The organism is Elusimicrobiota bacterium (assembly GCA_041660925.1).
Lineage (GTDB): Bacteria > Elusimicrobiota > Elusimicrobia > UBA1565 > UBA1565 > JBAZUV01.
Window position 1 is genome coordinate 221,376 of the sequence record JBAZVI010000006.1, and the last position, 16,011, is coordinate 237,386.

Annotated in this window: 16 protein-coding genes; 5 read left to right on the top strand and 11 right to left on the bottom strand. The window is 68.1% G+C overall.

From position 1 onward, the window contains the following. Positions 1–99: 99 nt before the first annotated feature. The 4 genes from WC969_10225 to WC969_10240 all read right to left on the bottom strand — a co-directional run bounded on the left by WC969_10225 (position 100) and on the right by WC969_10240 (position 3,385). Entirely contained in the window at positions 100–1,608 is a 1,509-nt protein-coding gene (locus tag WC969_10225; protein ID MFA6030220.1) for a hypothetical protein, read from the bottom strand. Between the two features lie 54 nt (positions 1,609–1,662). Continuing rightward, the gene (locus WC969_10230) at positions 1,663–1,827 is read right to left on the bottom strand and encodes a hypothetical protein (GenBank protein MFA6030221.1); all 165 of its coding nucleotides are present in this window, start codon (positions 1,825–1,827) and stop codon (positions 1,663–1,665) included. Positions 1,828–1,988: 161 nt separating this feature from the next. Then, a complete protein-coding gene (locus tag WC969_10235) occupies positions 1,989–2,666 on the bottom strand; it encodes a hypothetical protein (protein MFA6030222.1) in 678 nt (225 codons plus the stop codon). Then, the gene (locus WC969_10240; protein ID MFA6030223.1) at positions 2,663–3,385 is read right to left on the bottom strand and encodes a hypothetical protein; all 723 of its coding nucleotides are present in this window, start codon (positions 3,383–3,385) and stop codon (positions 2,663–2,665) included. The genes WC969_10235 and WC969_10240 overlap by 4 nt, the downstream gene beginning before the upstream one ends. A 143-nt stretch (positions 3,386–3,528) precedes the next feature. On the opposite strand from WC969_10240, the gene asnS reads away from it, so the two are divergent. The 3 genes from asnS (at position 3,529) to WC969_10255 (ending at position 6,731) form a co-directional block, all read left to right on the top strand. Next, the gene (gene asnS / locus WC969_10245; protein ID MFA6030224.1) at positions 3,529–4,938 is read left to right on the top strand and encodes an asparagine--tRNA ligase; all 1,410 of its coding nucleotides are present in this window, start codon (positions 3,529–3,531) and stop codon (positions 4,936–4,938) included. A 1,163-nt stretch (positions 4,939–6,101) separates the two neighbouring features. After that, positions 6,102–6,329: an AbrB/MazE/SpoVT family DNA-binding domain-containing protein gene (locus WC969_10250; GenBank protein MFA6030225.1), complete on the top strand. Its 228-nt coding sequence runs from the start codon at positions 6,102–6,104 to the stop codon at positions 6,327–6,329. Then, complete coding sequence (locus WC969_10255) at positions 6,330–6,731, top strand: type II toxin-antitoxin system death-on-curing family toxin (GenBank protein MFA6030226.1); 402 nt, start codon at positions 6,330–6,332, stop codon at positions 6,729–6,731. A 141-nt stretch (positions 6,732–6,872) separates the two neighbouring features. Here the strand turns inward: WC969_10255 and WC969_10260 are convergent, their stop codons facing one another. From WC969_10260 to WC969_10290, 7 genes are all read right to left on the bottom strand, one after another. Next, positions 6,873–7,163, bottom strand: coding sequence for an STAS-like domain-containing protein (locus WC969_10260; protein ID MFA6030227.1), 291 nt, complete (start codon positions 7,161–7,163; stop codon positions 6,873–6,875). Then, the gene (locus WC969_10265) at positions 7,160–8,122 is read right to left on the bottom strand and encodes a hypothetical protein (GenBank protein ID MFA6030228.1); all 963 of its coding nucleotides are present in this window, start codon (positions 8,120–8,122) and stop codon (positions 7,160–7,162) included. The genes WC969_10260 and WC969_10265 overlap by 4 nt, the downstream gene beginning before the upstream one ends. A 114-nt stretch (positions 8,123–8,236) precedes the next feature. Then, complete coding sequence (locus WC969_10270; GenBank protein ID MFA6030229.1) at positions 8,237–10,021, bottom strand: ATP-binding cassette domain-containing protein; 1,785 nt, start codon at positions 10,019–10,021, stop codon at positions 8,237–8,239. Positions 10,022–10,096: 75 nt separating this feature from the next. Continuing rightward, positions 10,097–10,504 (bottom strand): response regulator, encoded by a 408-nt coding sequence (locus tag WC969_10275; GenBank protein ID MFA6030230.1) that lies wholly within the window; start codon positions 10,502–10,504, stop codon positions 10,097–10,099. Between the two features lie 422 nt (positions 10,505–10,926). Beyond that, positions 10,927–11,238: a hypothetical protein gene (locus WC969_10280; GenBank protein MFA6030231.1), complete on the bottom strand. Its 312-nt coding sequence runs from the start codon at positions 11,236–11,238 to the stop codon at positions 10,927–10,929. Continuing rightward, complete coding sequence (locus tag WC969_10285) at positions 11,235–12,386, bottom strand: hypothetical protein (protein MFA6030232.1); 1,152 nt, start codon at positions 12,384–12,386, stop codon at positions 11,235–11,237. Before WC969_10285 ends, WC969_10280 begins: the two co-directional genes overlap by 4 nt. Next, entirely contained in the window at positions 12,387–13,823 is a 1,437-nt protein-coding gene (locus WC969_10290; protein MFA6030233.1) for a hypothetical protein, read from the bottom strand. A 149-nt stretch (positions 13,824–13,972) separates the two neighbouring features. Between WC969_10290 and WC969_10295 the strand changes: the two genes are divergently transcribed. Further along, on the top strand, positions 13,973–14,797 hold the full coding sequence (locus WC969_10295) for a hypothetical protein (GenBank protein MFA6030234.1): 825 nt from the start codon (positions 13,973–13,975) through the stop codon (positions 14,795–14,797). A 67-nt stretch (positions 14,798–14,864) separates the two neighbouring features. Next, positions 14,865–15,854, top strand: coding sequence for a hypothetical protein (locus WC969_10300; protein MFA6030235.1), 990 nt, complete (start codon positions 14,865–14,867; stop codon positions 15,852–15,854). Positions 15,855–16,011 lie beyond the last annotated feature (157 nt).

Below are 16,011 nucleotides of genomic sequence, written 5' to 3' on the forward strand. Positions count from 1 at the left end.
ATTCTAAGATTTTCCTCGGAGGAACGCCAATCGCCCGCGGCGTTCCCCGACGGGGAGCGCCGGCCGGTCCTCAACAGGGCGGCGTAAGGCGGGGCGCGCTCAGGCGCCGTCCAGGGAGGAGCGCAGGCTCTTCTGCGCTTCCTGGAGACTCCCGGACGCGGGGACGAGCGTCCCCGTGCGGATCGACTCGGCGCCCGTGAGGAACGCGCCGAGCTTCTCGACGATGGCGCCGAAGGCCCGGGTGCGGGCGATCTGGTTCGGGTCGGAGGACGGCTTGAAGCGCGCGACGAAGTCCTGCTTGAGCGCGTTCAACTGCGAGCGCGCGGACTGGCCCTCCTGCGCGAGAGAAGAGAGAGCGCTCTCCGCCTGGGTCTGCGCGGTCTGAGCGGCGGCGAGCGACTGCCGGGCCTCCTTCGTCGAGTTCCGGGCGCTCTCGGCCGAGCGCACCGCGGAGTCGGGGAGGTAGGACGCCTTCGCGGAGGAGGCCTGCGCGGCGACCGCCGAGCGGCACGCCTGCTGGGTGTAGGGGTCGACGCAGGCGTCGTACTGCCCGCGCAGGGTCTGGAAGGTCCCGTACGTCTGGTCGGCGGACTGGACGGACCGTCCGGTCGTCTGGAAGGACTCCTGGACCGCGGAGAGGGCCCGACCCCCGGCCTCCGAGGCCGCGGAGGTCTTCTGGGCGCAGGTGCGGACCGACTCCGCGGTGCGGCTCCCGGAGGCCTTGAGCGCGGTCAGGGCCCCTTCGAGGGCCGCGACCTTGGTCAGCACGTCCTGCATGCCGGACTCGACCGAGACCCCGACCTTGATGCCCCCGTAGGCCTGGACGAAGGCGGCACGCTCGCTCTGCACGTTCGACTGGAGCGAGGAGAACTCCCGGCCGGCTTTCTGCGCCTCGCCCGAGGCCGACTCGGCGCGCTGGCGCGGCGAGCTGAAATCATAGCTCCCGACCTTCCCGAGCTCGCCGGAATAGCCGGACGGGTTCTCGCGCGCCTCCGGCGGCATGGAGGAACTGCCCGGCTGGAGACCGGTCTTGAAAGGAGTGGAGAGCTTCTTCGCGGTCTTCTCCCCGCGGGAAGAATCGCCGCATAGGCCCCCGGAGCCGGAGCAGGACGCCGTCCCGCCGGAGTTCTGCATCCCCGCGGCGTTCGGCTTCCCGTCGGCGCCCGGCTTCTCGGGAGGGCCGTTCTTGTCGTCCGCCTTCTTGTCGTCGCCGCCGGCGCCGCCCGCCGGCATGGAAGGCTGCTGAGAGTCGCTCTTGGTACAGGTCCCCTTGGCGTTGCGGGTCTCGCCCGACGCGCACTTGGCGCGGCAGACGCCGTTGACGCGCTCGCCGCCCGAAGCGCACTGCCCGACCGTCGTCTTCTTCGAGGAGACCGCGGGGGTCGGCGCGGACGCGGCGGCGGGAGCCTCGAGCGCGGGCGCGTGCATGGGCATGAAATTGCTGATGCCGGTCTGGTTGGTGACGGGCTGCTGGGAGCCGACCGCGTTCTGGACCGGCGGCTGGTTCTGCGGCCCCGTCTCCGTCTGCGGGGAGGGAGCGGCGCCGTAGCTCTGCGCGAGCGCGGGCGCGGCGGAGCAAAGCAGGAGGACGGCTAGGAGGGCGTTCATGGCTTGATGCGGCGGCGGGCGCCGGCGGAGCCGGCGCCCGGCCGCCGAAACGACTCAGGCCTTCTGGTTCTCGTCGACGAACTTGCGGATGTCCTCGACGTGCTCGAGCACGAGCTTCGCCTTGTTGACCCCGAATTGGAAGGGGTACTTGTCGTCAGGCGTGCGCTTGAGCACGATCATCTTGTTGCCCTTGAACTCGCCGAATTCCACGATCGCCATGTCGTTTCTCCTCGCTTTCGGTCCCGTCGAACGGCTCGACGGTCTCTATATGTACTTTATTCGCGAGGGGGTTGGAAAGTTCCCTTTTCGGGCCGGGAATCCCCAACGAAGATTCCCGGGGGGCTAAGATTTGCTGTTCCCAGCTCCGGAATTCCACTGAATCAGTTCCGCAGGAGGCCCTGGTCGTCGAAATCCTCGAGCCGGGGGGCCGGGAACTCGCCGCGGGCGCAGCGGAGGGCGTTGAGCAGGCGCACGCGCGGGGTCGGATGCGGCGAGGAGGACGGGCGCTCGTCCGCGAAGGCCTCGGCGGGGAAGAGCTCGCGCAGGCCCCGCTCATGGAGGTCCGCCGGGTAGCCCGCGCGCTTGAGCAGCCCGCAGGCGAGCGCGTCGGCGTGCGCCTCCAGACGCCGGGAGGCGAGGTTCTGCTCGGCCTCGGGCTGAGAGGCGTCCCACGGGGTCGGGGCCTCGCGGCGCTGGACGGCGTGTCCAAGCTCGTGGGCGAGGGTGAAGAGCGCGGCCGGGGAGGCGGCGGGGTAGCGTGCGAGGAAGGGCGCGGTCACGACGACGAGCCGCGCGCCTTCCGCGAGGTAGACGTTCTCGAGGGTCGCGTAGCGCTGGATCCCGAGCCCCCAGGCCGAGGGCGGGAAGCCGGCCGCCGCCTCGAGCGCGCGCAGAGGGAGAAGATAGGAGACGGCCGCCGCGCAGACCGGGTCCTCGACCGAGGGCGCCCCGCCGTTGAAGCGGCCGCGGGGGCCGTCGATGTCGGGGACCGGACAGGCTCCGAGGACGCGGGCGGAGAGCGCGAGGACGAGCGCGAGCGCCGCGCCCCCCCGCCTCACGGGGTCCCCCCGCTCACAAGCGGGCTCGAGCGCACGGCCGAACAGTGGCGCGGAAGGATGAGGTTGCTGCGGATGTCCCAGTTGTTGAGCAGGTTGCGCTCCGGCAGGTAGAGGTGTCCCCCCAGCCGGGTGAAGACATGGAGGAGCTCGTGCGCGCTGACGCTGTAGGAGCCGGCGGTGTAGGGCGAGAGGTCGAACTGGGCGCGCGAGTACGCGCTTAAGACCTCGTCGGTGATGTAGACCGTGTCGTAGAGCTCGGGCTGCAGGTCGCGGCCGTCGCGCCAGCGCGCCCGGGAGAAGGCGGCCTCCTCGTCGTCGGGGAAGCGCCCGACGAGGAAGGCGACGGGGCCCTCGAGGAAGGGCACGGCCCGGTGCAGGGCGAGGACGGAGTCCGGCCCGTCCCCCCGGCGCTTCCAGCCGGCGCGCCCTTCGGGCGCGCGCACGGCGGCGAGGCGCACGCGCATGCGCACCCCGCACTGGGCGAAGACCTCCGCGACCTCCCGGAGGTTCTTCTCCGCCGCGTCGGGCGTCCAGCCGCTGTCCTTGAGAAGCACGACGCTGAGCGTGAAGCCCGGGCCGGCCTGCGCGGACGCGGGGGAGGCGTCGTACTCGCGCAGGTCGGGCTCGCTGAAGCCCGCGCGGACCCAGTCGTCCACGCTCGGGGCAGGAGCGGCGAATGCCGGGGACAGCAAAAGCGCGGCGAGGATCGTGAGCACCATTCTATCCTCTGAGTGTACGCGGGAAGGGGTCTCCCGCCGAGGGTCGGGAGGCCCGGGAGGGCTGGGTCTTCCGCCGGAAAACCCTGGGTCCCCCGTCGAGGAGCGGGCAAGGGAGCCGCGAAATATTGTATTTTCACTCTCCCATGGAAAGGACCCTGGTTCGAGACGCCCTCAAGACCGCCCCCGGAGCGACGCTGACGCTCGCCGGCTGGGTGCGCACCCTGCGCTGCAGCAAGGGCGGCTTCAGCTTCATCACCCTCAACGACGGCTCCTGCCAGGCCTCCATCCAGGTCGTGGCCGAAGGGAAGCTCCCCAACTACGAGAGCGAGGTCGTGCGCCTGACGGCCGGCTGCTCGGTGCGCATCACGGGCGCGGTGGTCCAGAGCCCCGGCAAGGAGCAGGCCGTCGAGCTCAAGGCCTCCGAGGTCCACGTCATCGGCACGGCCGACGCCGAGAGCTACCCCATCCAGCCCAAGCGCCACACCCTCGAGTTCCTGCGCACCGTCGCCCACCTGCGCGCGCGCACGAACACCTTCGGCGCGGTCGCCCGCGTGCGCAACGCGGTGTGCTGGGCCGTCCACGAATTCTTCCAGAAGCGCGGCTTCCTCTACGTCCACACGCCCATCGTCACGGCGAGCGACTGCGAGGGCGCCGGCCAGATGTTCCGGGTCACGACGCTCGACATGGAGAAGCCCCCCCGCACCCCGCAGGGGACGGTGGACTACGCGCAGGACTTCTTCAGCCGCCCGACCTACCTCACGGTCTCGGGCCAGCTCGAGGGCGAGACCTACGCCTGCGGCCTCGGCGACGTCTACACCTTCGGCCCGACCTTCCGCGCCGAGAACTCCAACACGCCGCGCCACTTAGCCGAGTTCTGGATGGTCGAGCCCGAGATGGCCTTCTGCGACCTGAAGGGCGACGCCGACCTCTCCGAGGCCTTCCTCAAGCACGTCTTCTCCGCCGTCCTCGAGCGCTGCCCCGAGGACATGGCGTTCTTCAGCGAGCGCCACGACAAGACCCTGCGCGAGACCTTGAAGCACATCGTCGACAGCGAGTTCGTGCGCCTGCCCTACACCGAGGCCGTCTCCATCCTGGAGAAGGCCGGCCGGAACTGGGAGTTCCCGGTGAAGTGGGGCGTGGACCTGCAGACCGAGCACGAGCGCTACCTGACCGAGGAGAAGTTCAAGAAGCCCGTCATCCTCGTCGACTACCCGGCGAAGATCAAGGCCTTCTACATGCGCCAGAACGACGACGCCGCCGAGCACGGCGGCGAGCCCACGGTGGCGGCGATGGACGTGCTCGTCCCCAAGATCGGCGAGATCATCGGCGGCAGCCAGCGCGAGGAGCGCCTCGACCGGCTGGAAGCCCGCATGCGCGCGATGAATATCCGGCCCGAGGACTACTGGTGGTACCTCGACCTGCGCCGCTACGGCTCCGTCCCCCACGCCGGCTTCGGCCTCGGGCTCGAGCGCACGGTGCAGTTCGTCACCGGCACCGCGAACATCCGCGACGTCATCCCCTACCCCCGCACGCCGCGCTCCGCCGACTTCTAGAGCCCAGCCAGAACCTCTTTCTACTGCAATCGCGGCTTTCGGGCTGCGACATTGTTGCTCGTCCCGAACAACCAGACGGCGTAGCTTCGGGACGTCCCGAACCTACGCATTCTGGATGTTCGGGACGGGGCTTACGTAGCCCCGCTACGCCGCGCCCCTGCGCGCCGCGTCTCGCTCCGAAATCCGCGATTTCGTCACGAAAGAGGCTCTGGCTGGGCTCTAGCCTGGCTTCCTCCCGTCGAACACTGGGGCTTCGTTCTCGCGCTGGATTTTCACGTCCTAAAATCAAACGATTGACGGCCCACCAGAAAGCGTGAGGCCGACCGGCCCGGTCGGCCTTTCGCGACCTAAATATCAGCGATGCCGCCAGAAATTGCGCAATATAATTCGACATTTTGAATGCTATGCTTGATTTTCAGACCGTGATATACAGGTAAGTCTACTCATAGTTAGGTGGACAAAACAATGAAATTTGATGGCCTTCGCAGTTTTTTCTGCAGTGTGTTCATGTGTTTGGTCTTCTTCGCCGCCCACCTCAGCCTGGATCAGTGGTTTCTCAACCGGTGTAACAATATTACGTCCTGCGCGCAGATGTGGACCATTTTCATGCGACCAGCATCAGTTTGGGAGGCTTGCCCTTTGCCGTTCGGAATCAGAGGGGCCATCTTAGGGGTCATCATCACTCTTTCGTTGTCGATATGCGTGTGGGCATTCCGTATGCACGTGCGGAAAAGTGCACTCCTCTGTGGACTATGCGGATGGTGCATGGCCGCAGTAGTCATAGGCGTTATGGCCGACTTCCCGCCATCTTTGAACGCGGCGGCGGGAAGCCTGGTCTTCAGTCTCAGATATGCCCCCATTTTCCTCTTGGGTGGGTGGCTTGGGAATTTTCTTCTGAAGGTCACTTCACCGATATCCCAAGCAAAGACAACGACATGACGCCAGACAATTGCCCCCTAACATTCGATGGAGCCGCCCGCGCACGCGGGCGGAATCCGTAGTGCGCGGCGGCTCACCGAGGCGTTGGCAGACCTGAATCAGAACGGAATAGAAGGGACCTTGACATCGACGTTATGCCTGTTATAATAACAGTGTACTAACCTTGGATCTTCAGTTGGACGCGGGATTCGACGACTGAAGATTCCAGGTTAACGGAGGCGGCCATGGTCAAATTCCTCACCCGCGTCGGGAACAGCGAAGCGCTCGTCATAGACAAGGCGATACTCTCCCTTCTTCATATCTCCGAGACCACGCCCCTGGAGATCACGACCGACGGCAAGAACCTGGTCATCTCTCCGATCTCAGAACCCGGCCAAGTCAAAGAGGCGGTGAAGGCCTATCGCGCCGTGAAGAAGCGGTTCTCCCGCGCGTTGAAGCGACTGGCGGACTGAATGTCGCCGCGATTCCTCTCGCTCGCGGAAGTCCTGGAGTTCCACGAGGACTTGCTCCGCTCCTTCGGAGGGGAATCCGGCATCCGAGACTTGGCTCTGTTGGAGTCCGCAGTGGCCATGTCGAAAAGCGGATCAGGGAAGAAGTACTTCCATGAGTTCCCTTTCGGGATGGCGGCGGCCTACGCCTATCACATCGCCCAGAACCATCCCTTCATCGACGGGAACAAGAGGACCGCTTTGGCAGCCGCACTGGTCTTCTTGGAGATCAATAGACATCCCATACTGGGCGGCGAAGATGCGTTGGAGGCGGCCACTCGAAAAATCGCCTCGGGGAAGATGGACAAGGACGGCTTCGCAGGCATTCTCGAAAAGACCTACAAACGCTTTAAAAGCAGAGCATGAAGAGCCGGCGGCGCAGACCGTTTCGTTGACAACGGGCCCCGCTTATCTGGACGGCCGGAAATCCTGACCGGGGATTTCCGGCGAGGTTGAAGCGCAGAACCCGGCGCTTGGGATAGCCCCGTGCCGGATGCTGCGTTGTTGTCAGGAACCTTCCTGCATATAGTCCACGACGATGGTGATGATCTTTCGAACCGTTTCGTTGCAGGACTTGAATTCGAGCCGGTCCAAGACATCGCTGCCGTGCTTTCGAATAAGATCGCTGATGAGCGCATGGATGAAGGACTGCGTCGTCGCATCCACTCCGGCGAAGTCCAGGATGACGTCTTCCCCCTTCTCCAGCGCCGGGACGATCTCCCCCACGCGCAGATCTCTGGCGATGTCCTTGTTCTCGGCGAAGGCGCCCGCGCGGACCTGGATGCCTATCGTCTTCATGAGAAGCGGGGTTTCTTGTAGCGTTCCTTCCGCCGTTCCCGCACCGCGGAGCTGTAGGTGTCGCGGATGGCGTCCAGAAGGAGGGAGAACTCCTCGGTCTGGTCCAGAGTGATGTCCACGCCGACGACCGTTCCCGGCCAGGCGGGCATGGTCGCGCTCTCCGTATGCCTGTCCGCGAAAGGATCCGCATTGAGACGGCGGCTGCGAGAGGCCTTCTTCTTCAACAGCTTGTAGAAGCCGGTCCCGCTGTAGATCACGAAAAAGTCCTTGTTGACGCTGGCGATGGACTTGATGAAGAAAAGACCGGCGCCGGCGTTCTGTTCCGTGCCCCCCTCCCGCGAAGTCGTGCCGGTGATGCCGGGCATGAGCGCAAGGCGGATCGCCTCGAGGTCGGTGCCGGCCGCGTGTGAACGGGTGATGGTCTCCTTGATGCCGCAACCCGTATCGGCGATGCCGACGCGGATGGAATTGCTTTTCTTATAGTACTGGGCGCAAAGGAGAGCCCCGTGCTCCGCCTCCGCGTGTTCGATCACATTCCGGATGAGTTCGCTGAAGATGTAGCCCAACGTCTTCGCCTGCTCATGCTCCAGGTGCAGCATCGGGATCATGTCCGTGATGAAGCGCGTCTGCTCCTCGGCGGTGCGGATCTGCGTCAAAGGGATGAAGCGGCCCGCGGGCTCGTGCTCTTGGATGACGCTGTCCGAGGAGATGCCGAGAAGTTTGAAGAGCCCCATACGGACGAGATAATGCCGCGAGGCCGCTTCGAATCTCTTGCAGTGCAGTTTCTCCGGTCCGACCCTGAGCCCGAGCGCGGCGATCATGGAGAGCACCGCCGGGTGAACGGCGATCCACTTGTCGTTCGCGGTGATTTCCAGGGTTCCGGAGTCCGCGGGGTCGAATCCGCGAATGAATGGATCGATATTCCCGAGGAAGGCGCTGTTTGGAAGGTGAATCTTCATCTAGTTACATTATACCGGGATTCCCGGTAATTTGTCAATATCCCGGGATTCCCGGTAATTACTACAATTAAAAGCTCATAAAATCACCTATTTTGGTAGATGGAAGGGACGACGTCAGGAGGCCGAGCGCAGCTTGTTGAGCGCGGATTCGACCTGCGCCATGCGCTCCTGGAGCTCGTGCATCTCGTCGCCGATGGCCGTGACCTTCGCGAAGTCGGCGTAGAGCTCCGGGTCGGAGAGCTGGCCGGCGAGCTCCTCGAGGCGCGCGGAGGCCTTGGCGGCCTCCTTCTCGAGCTTCTCGGCCTCGCGCAGGCGGGCCCGCTCCTCCATCCTTTCGGCGCGGGAGTCCTTCTCCGGGACCGGCGCGGGGGCGGGCGCCCCCCCCTTCTTCGCGGGCGCGCTCGCCGCCGCCTCGTCCTGGAGTTGCGCCTGCCGCCGCTGGAAGTACTCGTAGTTGCCCGGGTAGAGCGTGACCTTCCCGTTCTCGACGTGCACGACATGCTCGGCGATGGAGTTGACGAAGTGGAGGTCGTGGCTGATGGTGCAGATGGTGCCCTCGAACTCCTTGAGCGCGGCGATGAGGGCCTCGACGCTGGCGATGTCGAGGTGCGTCGTCGGCTCGTCGAGGAGGAGGATGTTGGGCGGGTCGAGCAGGAGCTTCACGAGCGCGAGCCGGCTCTTCTCTCCGCCGCTCAGGACCTTCACTTTCTTGAAGACGTTGTCGCCGGGGAAGAGGAAGGTGCCGAGCGCGGTGCGCGTCATGAGCTCGGAGTTCATCCGGTCGTTGTCCATGGCCTCCTGGAGCACGGTGCGCTCGGGGTCGAGGTGCCCGACGCGGTGCTGGGACATGTAGCCGACCTTGGCGTTCAAGCCCACGACGCGCTCGCCGCGGTCGGCCTCGATGAGCCCGCCGAGCATCTTGAGGAGCGTCGACTTGCCGGCCCCGTTCTTCCCGACGAAGGCCATCTTCCAGCCGCGCTCGAGCTCGAAGTCGAGCCCCTCGTAGACCTTCACGTCCCCGTAGGCCTTGGAGACGCCCTTCAGCGAGAGGACCCGGGTCCCCGCGCGCCGCGGCTGCGGGAAGCGGATGCGGACGGTCTTGTCCTCCTCGGGAAGCTCGATGCGCTCGAGCTTGTCGAGGCGCTTGATCATGCTCTGCGCGCGGTTGGCCGTCGAGACCCGGGCGCGGTTGCGGTCGATGAAGTCCTGCATCTGCGCGATCTCGATCTGCTGCTGGCGGTAGGCCGAGCGCACGCGCTCCTTCTCCGCCTCGCGCTCGCGCAGGAAGGCCTCGTAGTCGCCGCGGTAGACGCGCAGCAGATGCTCCTGGAGGCTCACGATGGCGTCGCAGATGGAGTTGATGAAGGCCCGGTCGTGCGAGATGAGGAAGATCGCGCCGGGGTAGCTCTTGAGGTAGTCCTCGAGCCAGAGCAGGGAGTCGAGGTCGAGGTGGTTGGTGGGCTCGTCGAGGAGGAGGAGGTCCGGCTCCTGGAGGAGGAGGCGGGCCATCGCCACGCGCATCGCCCAGCCGCCGCTCAAGGCGTTCACCGGGCGCTCGAAATCGGAGACCTTGAAGCCCAGGCCCATGAGCACCGACTTGGCCTCGGAGGTGCGCCGCCCGTCGGGGTCCTCGTGCTCGGCGAGCGCCTCGGCGAGCACGGTGCGCTCCGACACAGGCGCGTTCTCCTGCGGGAGGTAGCCCACGGAGACGCCGCGCTTGACCTGGATCTCGCCGGAGTCGGGCTCGACCTCGCCGAGGAGCATCTTGAAGAGCGTGGACTTGCCCGCGCCGTTGGGACCGACGAGCGCGTAGCGGTCGCGGGAATTGATCTGCAGCGAGCCGCCCTCGAAGAGAGCCTGGCCGCCGTAGGATTTATGGACTTCGCGCAGCGTGATCATCGCTTCTCCGACGGAGATGATAGCAATTCGGGGGGAGCGGCGCCCCGCCGCCCGACGAGGGAAGCCCCGTCCGCGTCAGTTCGAGCGCTTCGCGAGCACGGCCGCGACCCGGCTTCGCAGCACGTGCGGGTCGAAGGGCTTCTCCATGAAGACGGCGATGTTGGCGCACGAGATGAAGAGCTCCCGCATGTGCGGACGGGCGGTGAGGACGAGCACGGGGATGTTCCGGGTCCGCGCGTCCGCGAGCAGCCGGGCGTTGAGGGTGTAGCCGTCGATGCCCGCCATCATGATGTCGAGGATGATGAGGTCGGGCAGCGACGCCTTCGACGCGGCCGCGTCGAGGCCGAGGCGTCCGATGGCGGCCTCGCCGCCGTCGACCCCGCGCACGCGGTAGCCGTCCTTGCGCAGCACGGCCTGGAGCAGCGTCTGCATCTCGTCGTCGTCGTCGACGACCATGATGTCCCGCGGCTTCTGTTCCTCCATAAGACCCCCTGGGCGCGCAACGCGCCCATGAGAGACTTTAGCAGGCGCTCGACGGGCGCGGACGAGGCTTTCAGCCCAGGGGGCCCCGGACAAGGGGTCTATCCCGGGAGCGCACCAATACCGGAGAGGACGATAACCGTAGGTTAAGAGCACCTAAAATAACCTGGGGTGGCCTTGGAAGCCCCGAGATGGGGTCGAGACCGCGGCGGGACGCCGGGGGCATAGCCGCAGCGCTATGTACCCGGCGGCCCAACAATGGTATCGGCCCTATATCGGGGCTTCCCTTCGGGCGAGGCCGATTTCGACCCGCCTGCGTTGTTGCCGCGACGCGTACATACCTTCGGGTATGCCCGCGCCGCGGGCGCCGCGCATTCGAGCCAAACTCGGCCCCGCCAAGGCCGCCCCAGGTTATTTTAGGTGCTCTAAGAAGCGAGGAGGGCGACGAGCGCCTTGGCCAGGCGCGCCTGGAGCCCCTCGTCGAGGAAGCGGAGCTCGGCGACGAAGTAGCCGTCGAGGTCGCGGAACACCTTCAGCACGTCGGCGCGGGAGAGCTCCGCCTTCTCGGAGGCGGCCTCGAAGCTCAGGCGCACGACGTCGCCCTTCGCCAGGCGCGTCAGCGTGGCGACCCGGCCGCCCTTCGCGTGGAGCTCCACGAAGCGGCCCCAGCCCTCCATGCGCCCGTCGCTCTCGGGGAAGACGAAGGAGAGCGGGACGTGGCGCGGGGACGAGGTCATCGGGGCTCGAGCGCGACCGAATGCACGAAGACCCGGCCCGGCTCGTCGCCCTTGGGGAGGCGCTCGGCCGCGGTCCAGAAGCGCTTGCCGTCGAAGGCGAGCCCGGTCGGCTTCCAGCCGCCGCGGCGGTACTCGGGCAGGACCACGCGGCGCAGGATGCGCTGCGGGTCGGCGATGTCGTGCTCGAGGAGCTCGCGGTTGCCGCCGTCGAGCGACCAGAGGGAGCGCCCGTCGTAGGCCAGCGCGACGGAGCGCGCGCCCGGGTAGCGGTAGCTCGCCGCGATGCTGAGCTGCGCGTCGAAGACGCGCTTATGCAGGCGGTTGTCCTTCGCGTCGCAGGTCCAGAGATAGAGGCCGTCGTAGGCCATGCCGACGGTCTGCGGGGCGGCGTCGTCGAAGCGGCCGAGGACGCCGAGCTTGTCGTCGAGCATGTGCTTGACGATGCTGCGCGGAGCGGAGGCGACCCAGAGGGAGTCGGCCGCGAAGGCCATCGCGCCGGGGATCTCGTTGGGGAAGTGCCGCGTCCCCGCGACCTCGAGCGTCCGGGCGTCGTGGCGGTACACCGTCTGCGAGAACCAGTCCGAGACCCAGAGCTGCTTGTCGCGGAAGGCCAGCCCGGCCGGATGGTTGTAGGGCAGCGCCCACTCGGTGGGCTCCGGAGCCGGCGGCGGCGGCGGCGTACGGTAGGCGAGGTAGCCGGCCGCGAAGAGCAGGACCGCGAGCACGGCGGCGAAGCGGAGCACCGGCGAGCGCGTCACGACCGGCGGCGGCAGGATCTGGAACTCCGTGCCCTCCGCGCGCAGGGCTTTGGAGAGCGCGGCGGCGAGGTTCTCCGGCGTCCAGGGCGCGCCCACGACCTCGAAGGCGCCCAGGCGCAGGAGCTCGACGGCGCGCGCGGCGCTGCGCGGCTTGAGCGCGACGACGACGGGGATCAGCGGGGCCGCGCGCCGGAGCTCGGCGAGGACCCCCTCGGGGTCCTCCCGGCCTTCGACGGCGGCGAGCACGGCGGCGGGGCGCTCCCTGAGCACGAGCTCGAGGAGGTCCTTGAGCTCTCCGGCGCGCAGGGTCCGGTGCCCGCGCTCCTCGACGGCGAGGCGGAGCTCCTCGCGGGTCTCCGCGTCGCGGGCGAAGAGCGCGATGACGGACATCTATCGGGTCCTGGGAGCCGGGATGGTCAGGACGGCGTTCTCGACGGGGAGGCCGCGCTCGACCTTGTCGGGGTTCGCCTCGAAGACCTGCTCCCAGAGCCCGCCGTCCCCGTAGTACTCCTTCGAGATGCTGCGCAGGGTCTCGCCCGCCTTCACGACGTGCTTGCGCGGGAAGCCGGAGGGAGCGGCCTTGGCCGGAACGCGGGCGGGCTTCGGCCTGGCCTGCGGGGCCGGGGCGGGAGCGGGCGCGGCGGTCTCGGGGTACGGCACGGGGAGAGCGGGGAGCGCCTCGGAGCGGGGGCCGGGGCCTTCGACGGGGCTCGGGGCCCCCTGCGGATGGTTGAGCTCGTACTGCGCGCGCTCGAGGCGGAGCTCCGAGTCGCGCAGGCGCTCCTGCACCTCTTTGAGCCGCTGCTGCTGGGCCTGGACCTGCCCCTCGACGCTGGTCTTGTCGGCCTCGGCGGAGGCGACCTGCCCTTCGAGGGTCTTGCGCCGGTCCTCGAGGTCCCCGATATCGGTGCGCAGGTCCTCGGCGCGGCGCGCGGCCGAGCCCACGTAGCGCCCGGAGAAGGGCGGCGCGCCGAACTTGTAGGTGGCGGTGAGCTGGCAGCCGCCGCCGGAGCGGCGGAAGCCCGCCCACGGGACCGTCATGGCGACGTCGATGATGAGCGGGGAGAAGTTGGCCCCGAAACCGAAGGCGTAGTTGCCCACGCCGTCGAGGGGCAGGCCCTTGCCCGCGCGGACCTTCAGGAGCTGCTCGAAGAAGTCCACCTCGACGCCGGGGAAGAACTGGGTGAGGCTTTCGCGCACGCGCAGGTCGCCGGCGAGGAGGAAGCGCTTGTAGAGGCGGTAGCCCACGCCGAGGTTCAGCGAGGGGTCGGGGACCTTGAGCCCGGTGGTGAGTCCGGTCACCGAGGCGCCGGCCTTGAGCCCGCTGCCGGAGTCGAAGAGCGCGCCGAAGTCGATGCCGGGGCCGAACTTGGACGGGGAAGACGGGTCCTTCGAGACGTTGACGAAGCGCACGTTCGCACCGAGCTTCAGCGGCATCTTCAGGTAGAGCTGCGGCACGCGGATCTGGTGCGAGAAATGCAGGAGGAAGGCGTCCTTGTCGCCGCCGTTGTTCTGCCGCAGGTTCGTGAACGAGGCGCCGACGGTGGAGCCGGGGAGGATCGGGAGCGGGCGCGTGTAGGTCGCGGTCTCCAGGGTGAGCATCCCGACGGGGGAGTGCATCCTCGCCACCCCGCCGTGCACCTGCGTATAGTCGCTTCCCGCGAGGCCGGCCGGGTTGAAGTACATCGCCTCGGGGCCCTCGGCGACGGCCGTGTAGGCGTAGCCCATGCCCATGGGGCGGGCGCCGGGGACGACGTCGTTGAACATGGCCGCGCGCGCCGCCGACGGCGCGAGGAGGAAGGCGAGCAGCAGGAGGCCTTTCTTCATGGCGGCTCATTATACAACACGGGGCTTCCGACGGCTACGCGGGTCGGAAGCCCCGTGGGAGCAAATCAGCGCTTCCGGGCACGAACATGGCACGGCCCGGAAGCGCTGAGATGTTGACAAGTCCGCGCTATCTCGGTACTCTGCGCCGGATGACCCGTTCCGAGGACAGCTCCGCCATCCCGTTCATGCTGCTGGTCTTCCTCTTCGTCAACGTCGCCCTCGTGGTCGTGGGCTGGCACGTCCGCCAGATGCGCCGCGCCGAGTACGGCGGCGGCGGCCTCGATCTCTCGGCCCCCGCGTCGACGCCGAAGAGCGCCCTCGCCCGTCCGCTCGGGGGAGGGACGCCCCCCCCGGCCGAGGCGCCCGTCGGCCCGGCCCCGGAGCGCGCCGCACCGGCGGTCCTCGCGGGCGCGCCTTCCTCCGTCGTGCCGGAGCGGCTCGGCCCCGCGAAGCCCGCGCCGCGCGCGCCGGCCGCCGCGCCGAGCCCGCTGCGCGCCGCGGCCCGCCTCTACTTCAAGCTCAAGTCCTCTCCCCGCTTCCGCTCCTCCGAGACGATCCGGAAGTGGAAGCAGGAGTTCCTCGCCCAGCCCGACCTGCGCGCGCTCGACGCGCGCTACCGGCGGGACGGGGACGCGGCCGCGTTCCTCAAGGGGCTGGCCCGCTCGCCGAACCTCCGGCCCCTGCTCGCCCGGCACATCGCCGAGCCCGACGCGCAGGCCTTCGTCAAGGAGCTCGCCGCCAAGCCCGAGACGCTCTCCGCCGCCCGCTCCCTCGGCTCCGACGACGCCGTGCGCGCCGCCCTGCGCGGCCTCAAGGTCCCGGGACTCCCCTCCCTCGACGCGGCCGCGCCCGCCGTGGACCCCGGGATGAAGAAGACCTCGGAGGCCATCCGCCGGACGAAGCAGAACTCCGCGCTCAAGGGCATGCTCGAGGACGGGGGCGCCCCGGGCCTCGACGAGCGGAGCCGCAAGTGAGGAGCCCGCGCGCCCTTCTTGACACGCCGCATCCGAGGTGCCATACTTCGCGTTGACGGCCCTGACGATGAACGAGAACAAGTCCCTCTACCTCTTCGGCTCGGTCCTGGCGGTGCTCACCGTCGGGGCGCTGGGCGTCCTCTTCGTCTTCATGAAGCCGGCGAGCGTCAAGGAGGCCGAGGTCATCGGACTCTCCTCCACCCATTTCCCCGACGCGGGAGGGAAGGGCGCGAACGCCCCGGCCGCCTCCGTCGCCGCCGCTCCGACGACGACCGCCCCCGTCCAGACCGGCCCTTCCTCCCTCTCCTTCATCCAGAGGGGCGAGGGCGTCGAAGGCGCCGGCGGCGCCGGCGGGGGCATGGGGACGACGAAGGACGCGGAGACGGCCGCCGCGCGCGGCGACGCCTCCGGGGTCCTAAGCGAGCTGCGCAAGGGCAACGAGAGCGACCGCCGAGCCGCGGCGACGCGCACCCGCGCGACGATGCAGGCCGTCGTCGACGCCGTCCACGAAGCGCAGCCCTCCTGGTACCGGGAGTTCCTCTCCCACCGGGAGCTCAAGCGCATCGCCGACCAGTACGACCGGAACAAGGATTTCCGCGCCTTCGTCGGGGCCCTCGCCGACTCGGGCGTCTTCATGAAGATGCTCGCCGCGAAGGCCGGCACGAGCGGGATGCGCGCGGTCGTCCGCTCCATCTTCGGCGACGAGCGCCTCGCGCGCGACGTGCGCCGCGTGGCCGACGAGAACGCCGACGAGCCCAAGCTCGCCGCCATCGTCAAGAAGTACGGCCGCAAGTGCGGCCTCCCCAGGGACCTCCTCGCGGGCGCGGGCGCCGACGCCGCCGAGGAACCGGCGCCGGTCGCGGCGCCGAAGGCGACGCGGCGCACGAGCGCCGCCCCCAAGCTCCAGTTCAAGACCTTCGACAACGGCCGCGGCTCCTCAGGCAGCCAGTTCCGCGGCGGCCAGCTCGGCGGCGGCCAGCAGCAGCAGCAGGCCCCTGCGGGTCTCCCCCCCGGCATGGACGTCGAGCAGCTGAAAAAACAGTACGGAGCCAAGTAACGAGCTCGGCACCGTCCGCTCGGTGCCTGATACCCGGTTCCACGGGTGTCTGGCACCGCTCGATTCGGTGCCGAGCATGTACTGAGTACTAAAAGCCGGAGCTCCCCTCCCTGCCCTCCCCTGAAGGGGAGGGAGTTAGGGAAAGCAAACCCCGATA